The 20,626-nt window shown below is 67.3% G+C and carries 19 protein-coding genes; 4 read left to right on the forward strand and 15 right to left on the reverse strand.

What is annotated here, in order from left to right:
- Nucleotides 1–17: 17 nt before the first annotated feature.
- The 6 genes from FFI87_RS33650 to FFI87_RS33675 all read right to left on the reverse strand — a co-directional run bounded on the left by FFI87_RS33650 (nt 18) and on the right by FFI87_RS33675 (nt 8,250).
- The gene (locus FFI87_RS33650; RefSeq protein WP_138850664.1) at nt 18–476 is read right to left on the reverse strand and encodes a pseudoazurin; all 459 of its coding nucleotides are present in this window, start codon (nt 474–476) and stop codon (nt 18–20) included.
- Between the two features lie 57 nt (nt 477–533).
- A complete protein-coding gene (gene katG / locus FFI87_RS33655; RefSeq protein ID WP_138850885.1) occupies nt 534–2,705 on the reverse strand; it encodes a catalase/peroxidase HPI in 2,172 nt (723 codons plus the stop codon).
- A 330-nt stretch (nt 2,706–3,035) separates the two neighbouring features.
- Nucleotides 3,036–4,235 carry a M20 aminoacylase family protein gene (locus tag FFI87_RS33660; RefSeq protein ID WP_138850665.1) on the reverse strand — a complete coding sequence of 400 codons (1,200 nt, stop codon included), beginning with the start codon at nt 4,233–4,235 and terminating at the stop codon, nt 3,036–3,038.
- A 79-nt stretch (nt 4,236–4,314) separates the two neighbouring features.
- Complete coding sequence (locus FFI87_RS33665; protein ID WP_138850666.1) at nt 4,315–5,649, reverse strand: DUF3100 domain-containing protein; 1,335 nt, start codon at nt 5,647–5,649, stop codon at nt 4,315–4,317.
- 48 nt (nt 5,650–5,697) lie between these two features.
- A complete protein-coding gene (locus tag FFI87_RS33670; protein ID WP_138850667.1) occupies nt 5,698–7,215 on the reverse strand; it encodes an aldehyde dehydrogenase family protein in 1,518 nt (505 codons plus the stop codon).
- Nucleotides 7,216–7,269: 54 nt separating this feature from the next.
- Nucleotides 7,270–8,250, reverse strand: a complete 981-nt coding sequence (locus FFI87_RS33675) for an NAD(P)-dependent oxidoreductase (protein WP_261378665.1) — start codon at nt 8,248–8,250, stop codon at nt 7,270–7,272.
- A gap of 36 nt (nt 8,251–8,286) precedes the next feature.
- On the opposite strand from FFI87_RS33675, the gene FFI87_RS33680 reads away from it, so the two are divergent.
- Complete coding sequence (locus tag FFI87_RS33680; protein ID WP_138850669.1) at nt 8,287–9,195, forward strand: LysR family transcriptional regulator; 909 nt, start codon at nt 8,287–8,289, stop codon at nt 9,193–9,195.
- 163 nt (nt 9,196–9,358) lie between these two features.
- Here FFI87_RS33680 and FFI87_RS33685 read toward each other — a convergent pair whose 3' ends face one another.
- The 9 genes from FFI87_RS33685 to FFI87_RS33725 form a co-directional block, all read right to left on the reverse strand.
- Nucleotides 9,359–9,748, reverse strand: coding sequence for an HrpB1 family type III secretion system apparatus protein (locus tag FFI87_RS33685; protein WP_138850670.1), 390 nt, complete (start codon nt 9,746–9,748; stop codon nt 9,359–9,361).
- Nucleotides 9,749–9,815: 67 nt separating this feature from the next.
- Complete coding sequence (sctT, locus tag FFI87_RS33690; RefSeq protein ID WP_011660742.1) at nt 9,816–10,622, reverse strand: type III secretion system export apparatus subunit SctT; 807 nt, start codon at nt 10,620–10,622, stop codon at nt 9,816–9,818.
- 51 nt (nt 10,623–10,673) lie between these two features.
- Nucleotides 10,674–11,159 (reverse strand): type III secretion system protein, encoded by a 486-nt coding sequence (locus tag FFI87_RS33695; protein WP_012372013.1) that lies wholly within the window; start codon nt 11,157–11,159, stop codon nt 10,674–10,676.
- Nucleotides 11,160–11,174: 15 nt separating this feature from the next.
- Entirely contained in the window at nt 11,175–12,566 is a 1,392-nt protein-coding gene (gene sctN / locus FFI87_RS33700; protein WP_138850671.1) for a type III secretion system ATPase SctN, read from the reverse strand.
- Nucleotides 12,567–12,616: 50 nt separating this feature from the next.
- The gene (gene sctL / locus FFI87_RS33705; protein WP_138850672.1) at nt 12,617–13,624 is read right to left on the reverse strand and encodes a type III secretion system stator protein SctL; all 1,008 of its coding nucleotides are present in this window, start codon (nt 13,622–13,624) and stop codon (nt 12,617–12,619) included.
- A complete protein-coding gene (locus FFI87_RS33710) occupies nt 13,618–14,376 on the reverse strand; it encodes a type III secretion protein HrpB4 (RefSeq protein WP_138850673.1) in 759 nt (252 codons plus the stop codon). The genes sctL and FFI87_RS33710 overlap by 7 nt, the downstream gene beginning before the upstream one ends.
- A gap of 52 nt (nt 14,377–14,428) precedes the next feature.
- Nucleotides 14,429–15,223 (reverse strand): type III secretion system inner membrane ring lipoprotein SctJ, encoded by a 795-nt coding sequence (sctJ, locus tag FFI87_RS33715; protein ID WP_138850674.1) that lies wholly within the window; start codon nt 15,221–15,223, stop codon nt 14,429–14,431.
- 1 nt (nt 15,224) lies between these two features.
- Nucleotides 15,225–15,623, reverse strand: a complete 399-nt coding sequence (locus tag FFI87_RS33720; protein ID WP_006750693.1) for a hypothetical protein — start codon at nt 15,621–15,623, stop codon at nt 15,225–15,227.
- Between the two features lie 28 nt (nt 15,624–15,651).
- On the reverse strand, nt 15,652–16,263 hold the full coding sequence (locus tag FFI87_RS33725) for an HrpB1 family type III secretion system apparatus protein (RefSeq protein WP_244097046.1): 612 nt from the start codon (nt 16,261–16,263) through the stop codon (nt 15,652–15,654).
- Nucleotides 16,264–16,613: 350 nt separating this feature from the next.
- Here FFI87_RS33725 and sctU point away from each other — a divergent pair, with 350 nt between their 5' ends.
- From sctU to sctP, 3 genes are all read left to right on the forward strand, one after another.
- Entirely contained in the window at nt 16,614–17,672 is a 1,059-nt protein-coding gene (sctU, locus tag FFI87_RS33730) for a type III secretion system export apparatus subunit SctU (RefSeq protein WP_138850675.1), read from the forward strand.
- Between the two features lie 5 nt (nt 17,673–17,677).
- Nucleotides 17,678–19,654: an FHIPEP family type III secretion protein gene (locus FFI87_RS33735; RefSeq protein WP_138850887.1), complete on the forward strand. Its 1,977-nt coding sequence runs from the start codon at nt 17,678–17,680 to the stop codon at nt 19,652–19,654.
- Between the two features lie 85 nt (nt 19,655–19,739).
- A complete protein-coding gene (gene sctP / locus FFI87_RS33740) occupies nt 19,740–20,621 on the forward strand; it encodes a type III secretion system protein SctP (protein WP_261378666.1) in 882 nt (293 codons plus the stop codon).
- Nucleotides 20,622–20,626 lie beyond the last annotated feature (5 nt).

Consider the following 20,626-nt stretch of genomic DNA (forward strand, 5'->3'; position numbering starts at 1 on the left):
CCCCGGGGCGGCGGGCGCTACTTCTGCCTGGTTTGTTCGCGGTCCAGCGCCGCAAAGAGCTGATCGAAACGCGCTTTCGCATCGCGCGGTTGTGCAACGCTTCGGGCCGCGGCTTCGTTCGTCGGCTGTCCGACCACGATCAAGCCGACCATGCCCAACATGTGATGAGGAAGACAGCGATAGCCATAAACACCGGGCGTGTCGAACTTCACGGTCAGGTCTTCGCTGATCTTTCCCGCAAACGACGGGGCCCCGTCCGGCGCCATCCCGGGAATGCTTTCGACGCTATGACCGCTGTCGGCGGCCACAAAATGGACGCTGTCGCCCGCGTTGATATGGACGAGGGCCGGCTCGAACCCGCGCTGGCCGTCCGATGCCTGATTCAGCATCCTGACTTCAATGTCGGCCGCGTGAGCACCGAGCGACCACAGCAACCCCGCCCCGACGATCAACCGCGCCAATCCAGATTTCTTCATTTCGTCCTCCGACGGATTGGCCGCGGGATCGCTCCCCCGGCCAACCCGATCACGGTATCAGCTGCGCTTCAGATCGAAGCGATCGAGGTTCATCACTTTCGTCCACGCGTGGACAAAGTCGCGCACGAACTTCTCGTGCGCATCGTCCGACGCATAGACTTCGGCAACGGCCCGCAGCTCCGAACTGGAACCGAACACCAGATCGACCGGGCTTGCCGTCCACTTGAGCGCGCCCGTCTTGCGGTCACGCCCTTCGTAAGTCCCGTCGGCACTGGAGGACTTCGTCCATTGGGTCGACATGTCGAGCAGATTCACGAAGAAGTCGTTGCTCAGCGTGCCGGGGCGATTGGTCAGGACACCGATCCTTGAATGGCCCGCATTGGCGTCCAGCGCACGCAGCCCGCCCACGAGAACGGTCATCTCCGGAACGGTGAGATCCAGCTTGCTCGCGCGGTCGACCATCAACTCGGCCGGCGACCGCTCATTGCTTTTCCGATAGTAGTTGCGGAACCCGTCGGAGGTCGGCTCGAGAACGGCGAAGGAAGCGACATCGGTCTGCGCCTGCGTCGCATCGACGCGTCCCGGCGAGAATGGAACCTTGACGTCGTAGCCAGCCTTGCGGGCCGCATCCTCGACGGCCGCGCTGCCGCCCAGCACGATCAGGTCGGCCAGCGACACCTGCTTGCCATCCGTTCTGTTCCTGTTGAAGCCGGACTGAATGTCTTCCAGCGACTTCAGCACTTTCGACAGGCTCGCCGGGTCATTCACCGCCCAGGCGTTTTCCGGCGCGAGGCGAATGCGCGCGCCATTCGCGCCGCCTCGGTAGTCGGTGGCACGGAACGAGGCCGCGGACGCCCAAGCGGTCTTGATCAGTTCCGACTTCGGCACCCCCGATGCGAGGATCCTGCGCTTCAGCTCCGCGATATCGGCGTCGCCGATCATCTGGTAGCCGGCAACGGGCAGCGGATCCTGCCAGATCAGGTCGACCTTGGGCACATCCTTGCCCAGATAGCGCGCCTTCGGGCCCAGATCCCGGTGCGTCAGCTTGAACCACGCCTTTGCGAACGCCAGCTTGAATTCCTCGGGATGCGCCTGAAAACGCTTGGCGATCGCGCTGTACGCGGGATCGACCTTCAACGCGATATCGGTCGTAAACATCATCAGCGGATGTCGCTTCGACGGATCGTGTGCGTCCGGCACGATGTCCTGCGCGTCCTTCGGCATCCACTGATGAGCGCCTGCCGGGCTCTTCGTCAGCACCCAATCGTGTTCGAGCAGATTGTCGAGATACTGCATCGTGAAGTGAACGGGGTCGACCGACCATGCGCCTTCAAGGCCGCTCGTGATCGTGTCGGCGCCCTTCCCGGTACCGCACTTGTTCGCCCAGCCCAGGCCTTGCGCTTCGACGCCCGCGCCCGCCGGTGCCGCGCCCACGCATTTGTCGGGCGACGCCGCGCCATGGGCCTTGCCGAAGGTATGACCGCCCGCGATCAGCGCGAGGGTCTCCTCGTCATTCATCGCCATGCGGCCGAACGCCTCGCGAATGTCCTTTGCCGCGGCGACGGGATCGGGGTTGCCGTTCGGACCTTCCGGGTTCACGTAGATCAGCCCCATCTGGGTGGCCGCCAGCGGCTTCTCGAGCTTGCCGTTCTTGTCGCGGTTATCCGACATGAATTTCGTGCCGGCGCCCCAGTAAACCAGATCCGATTGCCAGTCGTCTTCCCGGCCGCCGCCAAAGCCGAAGGTTTGAAAACCCATGGATTCAAGTGCGACATTGCCGGTGAGGACCATCAAATCGCCCCACGAAATATTCTGGCCATATTTCTTCTTGATCGGCCACAACAAACGGCGCGCCTTGTCGAGATTGGCGTTATCCGGCCAGCTGTTCAGCGGCTCGAATCGCTGCTGCGCGCCGCCGGCGCCGCCCCGGCCGTCGTACGTGCGATAGGTGCCCGCTCCGTGCCACGCCATCCGGATGAAGAACGGTCCATAGTTGCCGTAGTCTGCCGGCCACCAGTCCTGCGACGTCGTCAGGGTCGCGCGGATATCCTTCTTCACGGCCTCGATATCGAGCTTGTTGAAGGCCTGCGCATAGTCGAAATCCTTCCCGTACGGATTCGACTCGACGTCGTGCTGACGCAGCGGCGAAAGATCGAGCCGCTCCGGCCACCAGAAGTCATTCGTGCGCGGCGCACCGTCGGCCCACGCGGCAATGGTGCCGGCACTCATCGCGATGATGGCGAGCGCGGCCACGACCGATTTTCCGATACGTTTTTTCTGCATATGACCCCTCCGTAATTGGGCGTAATGTTGGAATGCCGGAGGATTGTGGTCTTTGATGGAATTCGTCGGCCAATCGGTAGTTTTTATTCTTCCGATTAATGCGGACTATGGGCGCGATCCGGATGCCACGGGTTCAGATGGCACCGGGCGAGAACGAAGGCGCTCACGCAGAACGCGAACCGTCCGCGGTGAGCATGTAGCCAGAGCTACCGTGTCAGACCGCGCGAGCCTCGCGCAGACAGAAATAAAGTGGTCACCGTTTGCGACGTAAAGATGTCACTTCGCCGAGTGCCCCAGAAACCGCTCCACCAACCTCACGAAATAACTCGCCCCCACCGGCAGCAACGCATCGTTGAAGTCGTAACTGGCGTTATGCAGCAGGCAAGGCCCGCCGCCATGCCCATGCACGCGATGATCGCCCGCCCCGTTCCCGAGGAACGCATAACAACCCGGCTTCTCGCGCAGCATGAACGAGAAATCCTCCGCCGCCATGGTCGGATCGACGGCGGCGTTCACATGCGCGTCGCCCACCAGCTCGCGCATCACCGCCACCGCCACCGCGGTCTGCTCGGCGTCGTTCACGGTAGCCGGATACTGGCGCTGGAAATCCACGTCGCTCTCGCAATCGAAGGCCGTGGCCGTCGCGGCCACCACGGCGCGCATGCGCGTCTCGATCAGGTCGAGCGCCGCATCGGAGAAGGTCCGCACCGTGCCGCCGAGCCAGGCATCGGTCGGCACCACGTTCATCGCCTCGCCCGCATGCACCTGCGTGACCGACAGCACCGCGCCGTCGATCGGATTTCGGTTGCGCGTGACGATCCCCTGCAGAGCACTCAGCACCTGCCCCGCCGCGAACACCGGATCGCGGCCCAGGTGCGGCATGGCCGCGTGGCAGCCGGCACCGCGCAAGTTGATCCGGAACAGGCTGGTCGATGCCATCAGCGGCCCCGGCCGCACCGCGAAATCGCCGGCCGCGATGCCGGGCCAGTTGTGCAGCCCGAACACGGCATCCACCGGGAAACGCTCGAACAGGCCGTCCTCGATCATCGCGCGCGCGCCGCCGCCCGACTCCTCGGCCGGCTGGAAGAACAGCTGAACGGTGCCGTCGAACTCGCCATGCCGCGCCAGATGGCGCGCGGCCCCCAACAGCATGGTGGTGTGCCCGTCGTGGCCGCACGCATGCATCGCGCCGGCCACCGTCGAACGATGCGCGAAGGTGTTGGCCTCCTGCACGGGCAGCGCATCCATGTCGGCGCGCAGGCCGATCGCGCGCACGCTGCCGCCGCGCTTCAAGGTGCCGACCACGCCGGTGCGGCCGACGCCGCGCGTGACGGCATAACCCCATTGCTCGAGCCGCTCGGCGACGAGTTCGGCGGTGCGGAACACGTCGTAGCCCACCTCGGGATGGGCATGGATATCGCGGCGTAGCGCCGTCAGTTCGTCGGCGTGCGCGACGATGGAATCGATCAGTTTCATGCGGATGGGAGCGCTCTTGTCGGTCGTCGCGGCACGGCGGCAGGCCAGCCCATGCCGGCCGCCGCCGTGCCGCGAGGCATCAGATATGGAACAGCTGCGCCACCAGGGTCGCGCCGATGAAGGTACCGGCATTGGCCACGAAGGACACCAGCACGATGCGCCAGCCGAGCCGGCGGAAGGCCGGAATGTCCTTGGCGATCGACAGCCCCGCGAACACCAGCATCGGCGTGGTCACCCCCAGGAAATCGTTGTGCGAGCTGAGCGCGGCGATCTGCGAAGCCCATGGGCACCACGGCGAGGTCAGGAACATCGCCACCACCGATACCCAGCAGACCGCCGGAATCCGCCGCCCCGTCACACGCGCCAGCGCATCGCCGACGATCGTCGCGCACACCATGATCGCGATCCCCGGCAGTCCCGCCAGCGGTGTGGTGCCGTGGGCGATCCAGTCGCACACCAGCGCCATCGCGGCCGTCACGAGCCAGGCCAGCAGCTTGCCGCCGTAGCCGAGCGCGGGCGCCTCGGTCCGCACGTCGCCCAGCGACGGGCTGGCGACTTCGGGCTGCGCCGATGCCTTGGTGGTGCGGCCGATCAGCGGCTCCAGCACGCGATAGCCCCAGACCGCGAGCGGCAGCGAGATGAACAGCGTGAAGTAGGTACCGATGGTGGTGGTGATCAGGTTGCTGGCCGCGGCGAAGGCGAGCACGGATTTCGCCGTCTCCGGGTCCTGCTGCGCGGCGATCGCGCCCGAGGCGGCCGCCATCATGCTGCCCGAGCCGACGCCCGAGCCCATCGCCAGCGCGAGCGGATCGAAGATGCCGAGACTGCTCACGAAACCCGCGAACACGGCGATGAACACCGCACCGAACACGGTACCGGTCAGGTACTCGGCCAGCACGCCGCGGCCCTCGGCCGAATCCATGCCGTACTTCTCGCCGATGATCGCGAGGCTCGGCTCGCGGCCCACCGAGAAGGTCGCGCCGATCGCCTCGCGCTTGATGCCGAGCAGCAACGCGAGCGGCAGGCCGAGCAGGATGGTGCCGACGAAGTGGCCGAATTCCTGGAAGGCCAGCGCCCAGCCCGCCGACGCCAGCTTGGGCAGCGCGCTGCCCACCATCAGCCCGAGCTTGGAGACGAACAGCAGCAGCGCCGGCTGCAGGATCGCGGCCGCGAAGAACTGGTCGGGCACGCTCAGGCGCGCGCTGCTGTTCCAGCGCGCGCTGGCCAGCCCCACCGCGGCGCCGAGCAGCAGTGCCCAGATCATCGGCAGCAGCACGACCTTGCCCGGCCCGAGCTTGAACGTGAACGAGCCGATCCATTCGGCGACCAGCAGGATGCCGGCCGCGTAAAGCAGGACCTTGGCGGTGGCCGCGCCGCCAAGCTCGCGGCGCTCGATACCCAGTGCGTGTTCCATGACGAATCTCCCCTTGAAGCCCGGCTGCCGTCGAATGCGGGCCGGTGGTTACAGATAACCGAACGCGGTGGGCGGCGCTTCGGCCGTCTCGACCCACACGCTCTTGGTCTGCGTGTATTCGTACAGCGCCTCGACCCCGCTCGAGCGGCCATAGCCGCTCATGCCGTAGCCGCCGAACGGCGAGGCCACGTTGATGGTCTTGTAGCCGTTGACCCAGAAGGTGCCGGCATTCACCTGCGCGGCCACGCGATGCGCGCGCGCCACGTCGGTGGTCCAGGCCGCGCCGGCCAGGCCGAAGTCGGTGTCGTTGGCGATCGCGATCGCCTCGTCCTCGGTGTCGAACGGGATGGCGGCCACCACCGGCCCGAAGATCTCGGTGCGCGCCACCTCCATCGCGTTCGACACGCCGGCCAGCACGGTGGGCGCCACGAAGTAGCCGCCGCGGCCCTCTCCGACACGCTCGGCCGAGCCGGCGGCGAGCGTGGCGCCAGCCGCCACGCCGCGCGCGATCATCGACATCACGTGGTCGTACTGCTTGCGATTGTTGATCGGGCCCACCTCGGTCGCATCGTCGAGCGGTGCGCCGACGCGGATCTTCTTCGCGCCGGCAGCGACCATCGCGACGAATTCGTCGTAGACGGCACGCTGCACCAGCAGACGCGAGCCGGCCACGCAGCTCTGGCCCGCGCCGGCGAAGATCGCCGCCTGCGCGGTCAGCGCGGCGCGCTTGAGGTCGGCGTCGGCGAACACGATATTGGCCGACTTGCCGCCGAGCTCCAGCACGCAGGGCAGCACGCGGCGCGCGGCGGCCTCGGCGATGCGCGCGCCGGTGGCCGGCGAGCCGACGAATACCACCTTGCTCACCACGCGATGCGCGATCGCGGCCTGCCCGACGGTGTGACCGAAGCCGGCCAGCACGTTGACCAGGCCGCGTGGCAGCCCGGCCCGCTCGCCGAGGCTGGCGACCGCCAGCGAGGTGAAGGGCGTCAGCTCCGAGGGCTTGAGCAGCACGCCGTTGCCCATCGCCACCGCGGGCGCCACCTGCCAGCCGCAGGTGAACACCGGCGCGTTCCAGGGTGTGATCTGCAGCACCACGCCGGCCGGCTCGCGGCGCGTGTAGTTGAGGTGCGAGGTCGGTACCGGGATCACGCTGCCGTAGAACTTGTCGGTCCAGCCCGCGTAGTACTCGAACATCTCGGCGACCTTGCCCACCTCGCCCCGGCAGTCGCGGATCGGCTTGCCCGAGCCCAGCGCCTCCAGCCGCGCGATCGCCTCGGCCTCGGCGCGGATCGCGCGCGCCACCTCCTGCATCACGCGGCCGCGCGCGGCATGCGTGAGCGCCCACCATTCGCGCTGCGCGCGGCGCGCGCTTTCGGCGGCATGGCCGATCACCGCTGCGCCGGCGTCGCGATAGGCGAGCGTGGCCTCGCCCGTCGCCGCATCGTAAAGCTGGATCGTGTCGCCCTGGCCGGCGACGAGCTCCCCGTCGATATACGAGCCGATCGTGGCGGCGCCGGGGAAGAAATGCGCGAAGGCGGCGAGCAACTGGTCTGCGTGCTGGGTCATGTCAGGTTTCCGTATCTGTGGGTCGAGCGGGATCGTGGCGCGGGCTGCCCGGCCTCAGGCCGGGTCGAGGAAGTCGACGATGCGGTTAAAGTCCTCGCCGTCGGCGACGGATACCTCGCTGGCGGCCCACACGCGCGCCGCCTCGCGCGCTACCGGCGCGACGCTGTCGAACTGGTCGAGCAACCCTAGCGCGAGCCGCACGTCCTTGCGCATCAGCTTCATGGTGAAGCCGGAATCGAACTTGCCGTTGAAGATCCAGGTCGGGTAGTTGGTCAGCGTCGCGCTGTTGCGGCCGGAGCCGCCGTTGAGCGCCTCGACCAGCTTTTCCGGATCGACGCCGGCCGCGCGCGCGGTGCGCACCGCCTCGCTGGCGGCCAGCAGGTGCACACCGGTCAGCAGATTGTTGAGCAGCTTGGTGACATGGCCGGCGCCCACCGGGCCCACATGCACGCGCTTGGCGCTGATCGCTGCGAGGATCGGCTCGATGGCCGCGATATCGCTGTCCGAGCCGCCCAGCACCATGGTCATGGTGGCGGTGGCCGCGCCCTTCGGGCCGCCACTCACCGGGCCGTCGACGAAGCCGATGCCGCGCTCGGCCAGGGCCCCCGCCACGCGCCGCGTGCTGTCCGGATCGGCCGTGGTGGTGTCGATCACGATGCTGCCCGGCCTCGCGTTCTCGAGCACGCCGCCCGCACCCAGCACCACCGCCTCGACCACCGCCGACGTCGGCAGCGACAGCAGCAGCACGTCGGCGTCGCGCGCGATCCCGGCCACCGAATCGCGCGCCGACAGCACCACCTGCTCGGCCAGCGCGAGCGCCACCCCCGGCGCCGCGTCGTAGCCGAGCACCGTGTAGCCGCCGCGCCGCAGCGAACCTGCCATCCCGCGCCCCATGTTGCCCAAACCGATCACGCCCACCGTTTTCATCCGACGACTCCTGATAGCTGTTGGTTCGAGGCCGGCGCGCCAGCGTGGCGCCCGCCTTGCATGGCTACGATGTTCGGTCCGGCGATCCGTATAATCAATCAACGCCAATATTGAGATTGTTCTCTTTTTTAGAACACCTGGATCATGAGCGAAACCCTTACCGACAGCCGGATCGTCTATTTCTACGAGGCCGTGCGCTGCGGCACGATCCGCGCCGCGGCCGACTGGCTCGACGTGGCGCCCTCGGCCGTGAGCCGCCAGATCGGATTGCTGGAGAAGGAGCTCGACGCCACCCTGGTCGAGCGCCACGCGCGCGGCGTGACGCCCACCGACGCTGGACGCTGCGTGATCGAGTATTTCCGCGAGCAGCTCGCGCACCGCGACGACCTGATCTCGCGCCTGCAGGAACTGCGCGGGCTCAAGACCGGCCAGGTCAGCCTTGTGCTCGGCGAGGGCTTCGTCTCCGATCTACTGGCCGGGCCGATGCAGCAGTTCTGCCGGCAGTTCCCCGGAATCCGTGTCAACCTCGACGTGGGCAGCACCAACGACGTGATCCGCAAGATCTCGAACGACGAGGGCGAGATCGGCCTGGTCTACAACCCGCCCGCCGAGCCCAAGCTGGTGTCGCGCGCGTCGAAGCGGCAGCCGATGATGGCGATCGTCGGCCCCGACTTCCCGCGCCGCAGCCACAAGGTGCTGACGGTGCAGCAGCTCGCCACCTACCCGCTGGCGGCCACCCATCCGTCCTACGGCACGCGGCAGATGATGGAGGCCGTGGAATACGCCGAGCGCGTACGGCTCGCGCCGATCATCACCACCAATTCCTTCGCGATCCTGAAGGAATTCGTGAAATCGGGGCTCGGCATCTCGGTGATGCCGGCTTTCGCGGTGGCGGCCGAACTGCAGAACAAGGAACTGTTCGCGATCGAGATCGCGCATCCGATCCTCGAGAACGCCGAGGCGCACATGGTCACGCGCGTGGGCCGCAAGCTCTCGGTGGCCGCCAACAAGATGCTGCAGATGATGACGGGGCAGATGCGGGCGTTCCGTTAGCGGCTCTGCTCCTGCCGGCGACGCGAGGCCGGGCTGTCTCGCCAGCCTTCCCGGCGAAGCGTCACGTGCACGCGGGGTGCGCCGTAATGTCCAGCGACGGATCGGCCACGAGTCTGCCAAGCGCCGATGCCCGCATATCCGGACTGCGGATACCGGCAGCGTTTTACGGGCGCTCCACGACGGGCGCCGCAAGCAAGGCGTGAGCGGTGCGCGTCGCCATGACGTCGTCGGATCGGTAAGCCGCCGCATAGGCATAGGTGCGCCACGCCGCATCGCCAAGCGCATACAGGCAAACGGCCGCGAGCGCCATGCCGCGCGACGAAAGCACGCCGCCGCGCTCGACGCGGCGCAATTCGCTCAACGCCTCGCCCCACGCACGCGCGCGCACATGCCACCACGCCAGCACTTCGCGCATTTCCCCGTTCCCGGGGCGCAGCACCGCCATGGCGTCGAGCAGGTCCAGTACGTCGGACAACGTATCGAGCGCCGCACCGGCCCACAGCACGTCCATCATTCCCGTAGCGATCTGGTCGTCTTTCAACGTCTCGATCATATTCTTCTCCAAGCTGCTGCACGCAATGACCATCCGACGCGTGCACGCCCTTTCGGTGGCGCGCGCTTTATCTGCCGCCCGCGATCGCCCGTGCCTCGGCGGCCACGCCCACGAGCGAAAGCTGATCGCGCACCTGATCGATGAAGATGGCCGCCAGCAGCGCAAGCATCAGAATCGTAAGCGCGCCCTTCACGGGCTGCGCGAGCGACGGCAGATCGAGCTTTTGCGATACCTTTCCCGTAAAGCCGAAGCCGATGTCGATCAACAGCAGCATCAGCATCATCGGCGTTGCCAGCTTCGCCACCGTTTCCATCAGCGAATCGGTCTTCAACAGCACGAACGATTCGAGTACCGAGCCGCCCGCGGGCGCGAGGCTGCCGAGCGGCCACCAGGTGTACGACTCGTAAATCGCGCCGAGCAGAAACGTCATGCCGCCGAGGCACCAGAACGCCGCAATCGCGAACTGGCTCAGGAGCGTCGACGTCAGCGACGTCTGCTGCCCCTGGCTCGGGTTCTGCATCTGCAGTTGATTGAAGCCGGTCAGATCGTCGACGTACGTGCCGACGCTTTCCGCGGCCCAGAACACCGTCGATGCCGCGAAGCCGAGCCCAACGCCGATCAGCGCCTCCTTCAGGCCGATACCGACGAGTATCGTCGCATCCCCCTGCTCGAGCAGGCCGCGCTGCCCGTAGGCGACGAAGCTGCCCCACAGCAGCGCGAGCGCGGTGCGCACGCGGCCCTGCACGACGTTGTCGGACGTGGGCGGAAAGATCATCATCAGCACCATCAATCGCTCGCTGCAAAGGCCGAGCACGATCAGAAACCTGACCAGTTGGTGGCTCGATTCGATCGATGCAAAGGTGATTTCGCTCATGTCAGTCGTCTGTCGTTCAACGGATGTTTGCCTGCGAGCAAGCTCGCTGCTTCAAAACGCCGGGCTGGGCCGGCGGCTCTCCGATGTTTCCTCGTCCTGCGCGTCCTCGATCGCCAGCTCGATGGCCTTGACGAGCGCGTCGCGCCGCTTGCCGTAGATGTCGATGCGCGCGCGGTTGCGCAGAATTTCCGTGCGCATCGCACCGATCTGCGCCTGCTTCGCCGCCAGCGCCTGCGCGGCCTGATCCGCCTGTGCTTCGAGCATTGCTTGCTGCTCGGCCGCATGCGAGCGGAATTCGCGCAGCGTCAGATACGCGTCGGCCCTGAACGAAGCGCCGCCGAGCATCGTGTCGATCTTGCCGTCGTGCGCAGCCAGCTCGGCCGCATGCGCGCGCACCGCCGCCCGGCACTCTTCCAATACGCCCGCGAGCGCCTGCAACTCGCCGCGCAAAGCGCCGAGCGCCGCATTGAGCTTGCGATCGAGCTGGCGGCGGCGCGAGAGCACGCGCTCGAACGCGGCAACACGGCGGTCTTTCATCGCTCGCCTCCGGCATCAGGACTGGACGATCTCGCCCAGGGTCGCGATTGTGTCGTCCGGATCGACGAGCAGATCGGTCGGCTGCCCGAGGAAATCCCGAATCGCGTCGATCTTTGCAATGGCTTCGTCGGCAAGCGCATCGGTGCCGCTCTGATACTCGCCCACCTGCAGCAGCAGTTCGACCTCCTTGTGCTTGGCCATCAGCCGCCGCACGTGCCCGGCCGCCGCCACGTGCTCGCGCGAAACGACCTGCGTCATCACGCGCGAGAGGCTGCCCAGCACGTCGATCGCCGGATAGCGGTTCTGTGCGGCGATCTCGCGCGACAGAATCATGTGGCCATCGAGAATCCCCCGCACTTCCTCGGCGATCGGGTCGCCGCCCGATTCGTCCTCGGCCAGCACCGTATAGAGCGCGGTGATCGAGCCGAGCGCCGAGCGGCCCGCACGCTCGAGCAGCCGCGGCAACTCCGCGAAGATCGACGGCGGAAAGCCGCGCCGTGTCGGCGGCTCGCCCATCGCGAGGCCGATTTCGCGCTGCGCGCGCGCAAAGCGCGTCAGCGAATCCATCATCAGCAGCACGCGCATGCCGCGGTCGCGGAAGTATTCGGCCACCGCCGTTGCCGCATAAGCGGCCTTCGCGCGCTCGATCGACGAGCGGTCCGAGGTGGCGCAGACCACCACGGAGCGGGCCATTCCGTCGGGCCCGAGAATGTGCTCGCAGAATTCGCGCACTTCGCGGCCCCGCTCCCCGATCAGCGCGATGACGTTGACGTCGCAGCGCGCACCGCGCGCGAACATACCCATCAACGTGCTCTTGCCCACGCCCGCCGGTGCGAAGATGCCCATGCGCTGCCCCTCGGCCAGCGTCATCATGCCGTCGACGACGCGCACGCCCGTGGGCATCGGCGTGTCGACGACGGGCCGCGACATCGGATCGGGCGGATCGGCGATCACGGGCTGCCACTCGTCGCATTCGAGCGGCCCCTTGCCGTCGATCGGCTCGCCGAGGCTGTCGATCACGCGGCCGAGCAGGCGAGGGCCGATGCGCAGCGAAAGCGGCCGCCGAAGCCCCACCACGCGCGTGGCCCGCGACACGCTGCCGAGCCGGCCGAACGGCGAAAGCAGCGCGACGTCGCGCGAGAATCCGACCACTTCCGCACGCTGCAGCAATGCGCCTTCGGGCGAGCGCAGCTCGCACAGCTCGCCGAGCGTCGCGTCGAGGCCCGATACGCGTACCAGCGTGCCGATCACTTCCTGCACCTTGCCGCATGCCGCGGGTTGCGCGCGGGCGCGCAGTTCGCGCTCCATCGCATCCGCCAGCGCCGAAAAACCGCGCACGGCATGGTGTTGCGCTTCCGGCGTCCCGCTCGCTTCGCCGGTTCGGAGATCGTCCGCGCTGTCGATCATGGCGCTTCCTTCGTTGTCATGTGCTCTTCCGTGTGCCGTGTGAAGCGCGCTCAGACGGACATCGCGTCGGCGTCTTCATGCGCGACGTCGGCCGAACCATCAGCGGGCAGGTCGGCCGCCGTTTGCATGGCGCCACCGTCTTGCCAGCCTTCTTCGACGTCGATGTTCCCGCCCGCGTCGTCGCCAGCGCGTTCATCTGCTTCCTCGCGGCCCTCGCCAGCGCCGATGGCGTGCTCGCCGGTCGGCGTGCCGGCGTGCGCCGCGACATCCGCCAACGCGCCGAAATCGCGTTCGTCGGAGACTTGCGCATCACCCTCCGGCCGCGCATCGGGCGCGTCGCACCCGGGTGCCGGCGCCACGCTGCGCACCGCGCGCGCCAGTGCGCCGCGCATCGCGGCCAGGTGCAACGACAAGCTCGCGTCGATCGCACCAAGATCGGTTTCGGCGATGCACGCGCCGGGCGCGAGCGCCGCATCGGCCACGGCGCTCAGCCGCACGGCGCGCCCGGCCTCGCGCCATGCCAACGCGGCTTCCTCGAACGCCGCGCTCGCCGCGGCCAGATCCGACGGATGAACGCGCAGATGAATCGGGCTGCCGTCCGCGACGATGCGCTCGACCGTCGCGGACGCGCGCGCGAAGAGCGCCTTGGGATCCGCCGACGCAATGATCTGCTCCACGGCAAGCGTCACGAGTTCGGCCAGCCGGTTCTGCTGCCCGGGCTCGATCCGGCAGGCTTCGGCGCGCGCCGCCGCCGCGCGTTCGTGCCAATCGGTCAGCCCTCGCCGCAAGCCGTCGTCGTAACCCCGCTCGGCCGCCTGCGCAAACTCGCGCATGGCTCGCTCGACGAGGTCGTCCGCGCGGGCCTGCGCATCGTCGAGCAGCATGCGCGCTCGGGCGCGCGCCGCGTCCAGCGCCTCGTCGCATTGGCGATGCATCTCGGCATACGCCGCATCGATCTCGACGATCGCCGCGAGATCGGCATGACGCAGCACGTCGCCTTCGACACCCACGCCGAGGCCCGTGCCTTCGGCCTGCGGATTACGTAACCAGATCACCATGACCACTCCGGAAACAAGTCGGGCAGTTGCGAGACGATCGAAAGGCTCGGGTTCGAGCCCTCCGAAGGCAGTAATGAAGTCGGCAACGAAGGTGGCGGCAGCGCCCCCGCGTCGTCGCGCGCCGGCATGGCCAACTGCATGATCGCGAGCGGGCCGCTCGGCGCCCACCGGCAGTCGCGCTCGAAGAGCCGAAAACCGAGCCACGCGAGCGCATCGCCATCAGCCGAGTCGAGCGACACGTGCATGGCCGATGACGTGTCATGCGTGCGCGCGGCAAGCAAGCGGGCATCCCCGCCAAGGTCGCGCCCGCGCGCCAGGAGCAGCTTCACGCCGCGCGCCCCGATCCAGCTCGCCAATTTCTCGCGGCGCGGCCGGTCGATCCACGCGCGCAACGCGTCGGCCTGCTCCACGAGCGCGCGCAAGCGGAACACGGTCATACAATCCTGTGCCGGCAGCACGGCCAGTGCCGAGTCCGGCGCGTCGAACGCGGCGAGCGGCGGCACCGGCACGCCCCATTCGTCGAGCAGCGCGGCGGCGAGCGCCTCGACCTGCCCCGGGCCACATGCGTCGAGCAGGTCCGCGCAGGGCACCTGCGCGCGGCGCGCAGGATGCATCCAGTCGAATAGCGTGCGCCGGCGCCGATGATGGCTATCCAGCCGGGCCGCAACGGCCGCCGGCACCGCGACGCAGTCAAGCGCCGTCGCGCCGCTTGCGGCGGCGAGGCTGTCGTCAGTTGCGTCGTATGTGCTCATCGTGGGCTCACCCTGCTTGCCATGCCAGTCGTGCGATCGCGCGGGCCGACCGTCATGCCGGCGCTTTCGCCGCGCGCCCTGGCCGGCGCGCGAGCAGGCCCGCCAGGCCGCCGCCGCCCTTGAGCAGGGTGCCGCGCAAGAGCGCAAAGCCGCCGGCGATCATCAACAACAGCATGCCGAGCGCGCCGCCCGCATAAACGATCCACCCGCCCTGCCGGCGCGGACGGGCAGGCGCATCGGGGGCATCGGCCGGCACGCTCGTCACGCTGACCTGATCGTAGGTCAGCCCCTCTATGCTGTGCACGACGAGGTTCTTGATCGCGGGGGTCATCCGCTCGAGATTCGCATCGGGCCGGTACTTGATGAAGACCGACGCAGACGACGGCTTGACCGACTGCGCCAGCGGATCGTTGTTCGGCAGCACGATCTGCACGCGCGCCACGACCACGCCGTCGATCTTCGACAAGGTATCGTCGAGCTCCTGCGACAGCCCGTAGATGAAGCGCACGCGCTCCTCGGTCGGCGTGGATACGAGCCCGTCCTTCTTGAAGAGCGAGCCGAGGTCGTCGAACTTCTTGCGCGGAATGCCGCGTGCGCGCAGCACTTCCACGGCATGCACGATCTGCTTTTCGTCGACGCTGACCGACCAGGTCTTGCCGCCGTCCGGCGTGCTCTTTTGCGCATCGACGCCCGAGCTCAGCAGCGCGGCGACCATCTCGTTGCAGTCGCTTTCGCTCAACTGGCCGTACAGCTCCTGCTTGCAGGCCGCGAGCGACAGCACGAGCACCGCCGCCGCGACGAGCCGCCATGAAGCGCGCGGCCTTGAAGGCACGAGGTTCGATTTCATGTCATTGGTTCTTCATGAGCGTCTGCACGGCGTCCTTCGACGACTGGACGGTCGCCATCTTCACCTGCAGGTCGGCGTTCAGGCTCGCGATCTCGAGCTGGATCGTCATATCGGCGGCGGCGAGGCGCTCCATCGACAGCGCGCTCATGTGCTGGGTCATGTAGAGCACGTCGTTCGGCACCTGCCGGTAATAGTCGGCCTGCTCCTCGACCGCTTTCGTCACGAGGTCCGCGCGCTCGGTCGGGTGAACGGCTGCCGCGTGCTGCTGCGCCGAGGCCATCATCGCCTGGAATTTATCGACGAGGGGTTGCGACACGGCGTCCGCATTCGGCGCCGCGGACGACGTGCCGGTCACGCGGGCCAGCTCGTACTCGAGTTGCGATGCTGTCGTGATGCTCATTTCGTTTCTCCTGGTAGCGGCAACAGGCTCAGACGCGCATGTACTGCATCGTCAGCAGCATGTCGCTGGATGAGGGCGACGGCGTCGCGTCCGCCACGCTGTCCTCGGCATGCGCTCCGTTCTCGAACGCGAGCGCGGAATCCGGCGCAACGAAGCGCCCCGTGCGCTTCGCCGTCGCGACCGCCTGCTTCAGTTCCTCGCTCGCGAGCAACACCTTGGCGAGCCGTTCGACGTCTTCGTTGCCGCCTTCCTCCAGGAGGGTCCGGGCCTCCTCCTGCCACCCGAACTCCTGGCGGGCCTTCAGGCACTGCAGCAACATTCCCTTGCTCGCCGGCAGGCACACCGAGCGCTCGACCAAGTCTCGAAAGAGCCATTCGGCTTCGCTCCATTCCTGGCGCACCATATGCAGCCAGCCGTCGAAAAACGCGAATTCGGCGGAATCAGGGCGCAGCAGATGCAGCCCTTCGACGAGGTGCTCCAGATCGTCGATGTCAACTTGCTCCGGCGTGCCGGCGCGGGCCAATGCGACCCTGACCAGGTCGACGATCGCGCCGACGACTCCCGACGGGCACTGCGGCCGATCCTTCAGAACGTCCATCCTTTCCCCCAAGGAAATCAGATTCGATCCGATGAGCCGCACCCGATGGGGCCCGGCCTTCCGTTGACGCTAAGTTACGCAACGCGCCGCGGGTGCCGCGTGCCGCGCACGAAGTCGCACAACGAATTGCGAAGCTGCTGCAAGCGACAGGCGACGGCCAGCGTCGCTTTCGCTTCCGTCCGCGCTCACGCTGCGTCGCGTTGCACGTTGCCTCGTGCGTTGCCCGATTCGCGCAGTCCGCGCTTACCGTGAAGCGACCTTCCGTCACCTCGCTTCGCAGCCCTTGTCCTTGCTTCGCGTCGCCATCGCGCCGGCCGCGGCGCCGCCGCTAACGTTGCATCGGGGCGCCCCATCCCGGGTACCCGCCTGCGAACAGCAAAGGACAGTCCGTCATGAGCGACGAGAAAACCGAAGAGCCCACAGACAAGAAGCTGGACAAAGTCCGCGAGGAAGGTCAGGTCGCGAAGAGTTCCGACCTCGTCGAAGTCGCGTCGCTGGGCTCGATCGTGCTCGTGCTGACGGCGGGCCAGCACTACCTTGCCGATACACTGCGCGCGGTCGTCAAGGAGGCGATCGATTTCACGCACGGCCCGCGCGAGTTGCAGGACCTCTCGGTCGCGCTCGTTCATATGGGCCTGCAGGCGCTCGGCCTGCTGTGCGGGATCGCGGCCGTCGCGCTCGTCGCGGCCTTCCTCGCGCTTGCCCCGCAAACGGGGCTCAAGATCTCGCTGAAAGCCGTCATGCCGAAGCTCGCGTCGGTCAGCCCCGGGTCCGGCTTTCAGCGGATCTTCTCGATGAACTCGGCCATCGATCTCGTCAAGATGGTCGTCAAGGCCGCGATTCTCGTCGCCGTCATGTGGCAGACGATCAAAAGCGCGATGCCCGTCGTCGCGAGCGCGCTCGACCAGTCGGTACCCCAGTTGATCGCCGTGCTGTGGTCCGTGCTCATGCATGTCGTCGTGGTCGCGCTCGGCGTGTTCATCGCCATCGGCGCATTCGACTACAAGCTGCAGAAGTGGCTCTTCATCCGCAAGAACCGGATGTCGAAAGACGAGGTGAAGCGCGAGCACAAGGAAAGCGACGGCAACCCGGAAGTCAAGGGCGAACGCAAGCGCATGGCCAGGGAAATGTCGCAGGAAGGCCCGAAAGGCGGCGTATCGCGTGCGAACGTCGTGGTCGTCAACCCGGTTCACTACGCCGTCGCGCTGCGCTACGACCCGACGGAGTTTCCGCTGCCCGTCGTGCTCGCCAAGGGCCTCGACGAGCAGGCGCTGCGGCTGCGCCAGCAGGCGATGCACGCGCGCGTGCCCATCGTCGCGAACCCGCCCGTCGCGCGGATGCTGCACAAGGTACCGCTCAATCAGCCGATTCCCGAAGAACTGTTCGAAGTCGTCGCCGCGATTCTTCGCTGGGTGGACGGCCTCGCGCCTCAAACCGCCATCACGGAGTAGTGGACATGCTGAAGACCATCAAGCTGCCCGGCATCGGCGAGGCCGGCATCGCCATCCTGCTGATCGCGATCGTCTCGCTGATGATCCTGCCGCTGCCGCCCGCCATCATCGATGGTTTGCTCGCCATCAACATCGCGATCAGCATCACGCTGCTCATGGTGACGATGTACGTCGGCCATATCGCGACGCTTTCGGCGTTCCCGTCGGTACTGCTTTTCACGACGCTTTACCGGCTCTCGCTGAACATCGCGTCGACGAAGTCGATCCTGCTGCATGCCGATGCCGGCGAAATCATCGAGAGCTTCGGGCAGCTCGTCGTGGGCGGCAATCTCGTCGTCGGCCTCGTCGTGTTCGTCATCATTTCGGTCGTGCAGTTCATCGTCATCGCCAAAGGCTCGGAACGCGTCGCCGAAGTGGGGGCGCGCTTCACGCTCGATGCGCTGCCCGGCAAGCAGATGAGCATCGACGCCGATCTGCGCGCGAACATCCTGACACCGGAGGAGGCGCGCAGCAAACGCGCGCGGCTCGCTATCGAAAGCCAGCTGCACGGCGGCATGGACGGTGCGATGAAGTTCGTGAAAGGCGATGCGATCGCCGGCCTCATGATCACCATGATCAACATCGTCGCGGGCATTGCCGTGGGGGTCGCCTATCACGGCATGTCCGCCGGCGAGGCGGCCAACCGCTTCTCGGTCCTCTCGATCGGCGACGCCATGGTCTCGCAGATTCCGTCGCTGCTGATCTCGGTGGCCGCGGGCGTCATGATCACGCGCGTGGACGAAGGCGGCGAGCACGGAAACGCCTCGCTCGGCGAGGACATCCGGCGCCAGTTTACGAGCAGCTCGCGCGCGCTCTACTTCGCGTCGCTGCTGCTGCTCGGTTTCGCGGCCGTTCCCGGCTTTCCAGCGGCGCTCTTCGCGTTGCTCGCCGGGCTGCTCGGCTTCGTCGGCTACCGGCTGCAGAAAAAGCAGCACGGCCCCGCCAAAGGCGGCGGCAAGCCCGTCGTCGCTCTGCAGCGTGCCGGCGCCAGGGGCGACGCGCCCTCGATCCTGCCGCGCCCGCCGCAGTTCACCTGCCCGCTCGGCGTGCGGCTCGCGCCCGACGTCAGCACCCGGCTCGCGGCCGACGCGCTCGACCGCGCGTTCGATGTGCAGCGCCATGCGCTGCAGTCGGAAGTCGGCCTGCCGTTCCCGGGCATCATGATGTGGACCGACGGCAAGCTGCCCGAGGACAGTTACGAAGTGCTCATCTTCGACGTGCCCCAAGGGCGGTCCACACTCGCCGAAACACGCGCCGTACACGCAGCGGCCCACACGGGCGACGCGAAGCCCGATGCGGCTGCGGCCACGCCCGAGGGATTGATCGCTCGCCACACGATCGACCTGCTGCGGCGCAATGCCCATCTCTTTCTCGGCATACAGGAAGCGCAGTGGATGCTCGATCAGCTCAACGAGGACTACCCGGGCCTCGTCGCCGAGGTGCAAAAGGCGCTGCCGCTGCAGAAGATGGCGGACGTGCTGCGCCGGCTGCTGGAGGAGGACGTGCCCGTGCGCAACATCCGCAGCATTACCGAAAGCCTGATCGTCTGGGGGCCGAAGGAGAAGGACATGCTGATGTTGACCGAATACATCCGCATGGAGCTCGGCCGGCTCATCGCCTATCGCGCGACGGGCGGCCCACGGGATCTGCCCGTCCTGCTCGTGGACGTTCAGTTGGAGCAGCACATCCGGCAGTCGATCAAGCAGACGCCCACGGGCAACTTCCTCGCGCTGCCGCCCGACGAGATCGCCGGACTCGTCGGCAAAATCGCGGAGATCGTCGGCGACACGCCACGCCAGCCACTCGCGCTCGTCGCCTCGATGGATATCCGGCGCTACATCAAGCGCATGATCGAGGCGCGGCTGCCCTGGCTGCCCGTCTACTCGTACCAGGAGCTCGGCGCTCACGTCGATCTCCAGCCCGTCGGCCGCCTGGCGATGTGATCGAGCGAGCCGCGCCATGCACACCTCCCCTCATCGCGCACGCATCATCGCCGCGCCGACGCAGCATGACGAGCCGGCACCCGACATGCCGGCCGCGCAATTGAGCCGCCAGGCCGCGCTGTTTCAGCGCCTGCGCGAAGGCGCCCGCGCCCACGCATCGGAAACGGACGGCGACGAGCAACCCTGCTCCGCGCCCGCCGAACCGCAGGCCGCCAGTCCAGCCGATGCGGCTTACCCGATCGCCGGTCTCGCCGCCGACGAAGATCGCGACAATGCCGGCGGCGGCGAACGTGACGACGATGCACCGGCCGGTGCCGGCAACGAACACGACGAGCCTGACGCGCACGCCGGATCGGCCATGTCAGTATCCGCGCAGATTCATCCATTCATGCATTTTTCGACGCATTTGCCGGTCCGTTCATCCATGCACCCGCCCATGGACGTGCCGACGCGTCCGACAACGCCGACTTCACCTTCGCTTTCGACTTCGACCTCGATGCGCGGCGCGACGCCGCCTTCGTTGCCGATGCCGCCGAAAGGACCGGTGCCGACATCAGCGCTCACCGTACCTACCGTGCCCCGAGCGCAGGCCGCCAGTGAGACGCCAAGCCGGCAAGTCGGCGGCCCGCGCGTCGTGGCGGCCATCGCGGCACCGGCGCGAGCGGGCCAGGACATGAACCGGTTCGTCGACTCGATCGTCGCCGAAGTGTCCGACTTCTGCGCCAACCCGATCGTCCTCGAAAGCGGCGACTGGCAACTGACGATTCCCATCGATCCGGCGCTGCTGCCGGGCTGTACGTTGAACCTCGTGCTTTCGCATTTCCAATTGACGCTTCGCTTCGACACCACGGACGAACGGTCGCGCGAACTAATCTCACAACATGCGACGACGTTGCGCGAAAGCCTCGAGGAAGTGATGCAAAGCCGCTTCGACGGCACGCGCAGCGTCGAAATCATCGTCACGTAAAGCCA

The organism is Burkholderia sp. KBS0801 (assembly GCF_005937855.2).
Classification (GTDB): domain Bacteria; phylum Pseudomonadota; class Gammaproteobacteria; order Burkholderiales; family Burkholderiaceae; genus Burkholderia; species Burkholderia ambifaria.

Coding starts and splice junctions, on each gene's coding strand:
- sctL (WP_138850672.1), bottom strand. CDS start 13,624: ATGGTGATCTGGTTACGTAATCCGCAGGCCGAAGGCACGGGCCTCGGC.
- FFI87_RS33735 (WP_138850887.1), top strand. CDS start 17,678: ATGCTGAAGACCATCAAGCTGCCCGGCATCGGCGAGGCCGGCATCGCC.
- sctJ (WP_138850674.1), bottom strand. CDS start 15,223: ATGAAATCGAACCTCGTGCCTTCAAGGCCGCGCGCTTCATGGCGGCTC.
- sctP (WP_261378666.1), top strand. CDS start 19,740: ATGCCGGCCGCGCAATTGAGCCGCCAGGCCGCGCTGTTTCAGCGCCTG.
- FFI87_RS33670 (WP_138850667.1), bottom strand. CDS start 7,215: ATGACCCAGCACGCAGACCAGTTGCTCGCCGCCTTCGCGCATTTCTTC.
- FFI87_RS33695 (WP_012372013.1), bottom strand. CDS start 11,159: ATGAAAGACCGCCGTGTTGCCGCGTTCGAGCGCGTGCTCTCGCGCCGC.
- sctT (WP_011660742.1), bottom strand. CDS start 10,622: ATGAGCGAAATCACCTTTGCATCGATCGAATCGAGCCACCAACTGGTC.
- FFI87_RS33665 (WP_138850666.1), bottom strand. CDS start 5,649: ATGGAACACGCACTGGGTATCGAGCGCCGCGAGCTTGGCGGCGCGGCC.
- FFI87_RS33710 (WP_138850673.1), bottom strand. CDS start 14,376: ATGAGCACATACGACGCAACTGACGACAGCCTCGCCGCCGCAAGCGGC.
- FFI87_RS33720 (WP_006750693.1), bottom strand. CDS start 15,623: ATGAGCATCACGACAGCATCGCAACTCGAGTACGAGCTGGCCCGCGTG.
- FFI87_RS33660 (WP_138850665.1), bottom strand. CDS start 4,235: ATGAAACTGATCGATTCCATCGTCGCGCACGCCGACGAACTGACGGCG.
- katG (WP_138850885.1), bottom strand. CDS start 2,705: ATGAGTGCCGGCACCATTGCCGCGTGGGCCGACGGTGCGCCGCGCACG.
- sctN (WP_138850671.1), bottom strand. CDS start 12,566: ATGATCGACAGCGCGGACGATCTCCGAACCGGCGAAGCGAGCGGGACG.
- FFI87_RS33680 (WP_138850669.1), top strand. CDS start 8,287: ATGAGCGAAACCCTTACCGACAGCCGGATCGTCTATTTCTACGAGGCC.
- FFI87_RS33685 (WP_138850670.1), bottom strand. CDS start 9,748: ATGATCGAGACGTTGAAAGACGACCAGATCGCTACGGGAATGATGGAC.
- FFI87_RS33650 (WP_138850664.1), bottom strand. CDS start 476: ATGAAGAAATCTGGATTGGCGCGGTTGATCGTCGGGGCGGGGTTGCTG.
- sctU (WP_138850675.1), top strand. CDS start 16,614: ATGAGCGACGAGAAAACCGAAGAGCCCACAGACAAGAAGCTGGACAAA.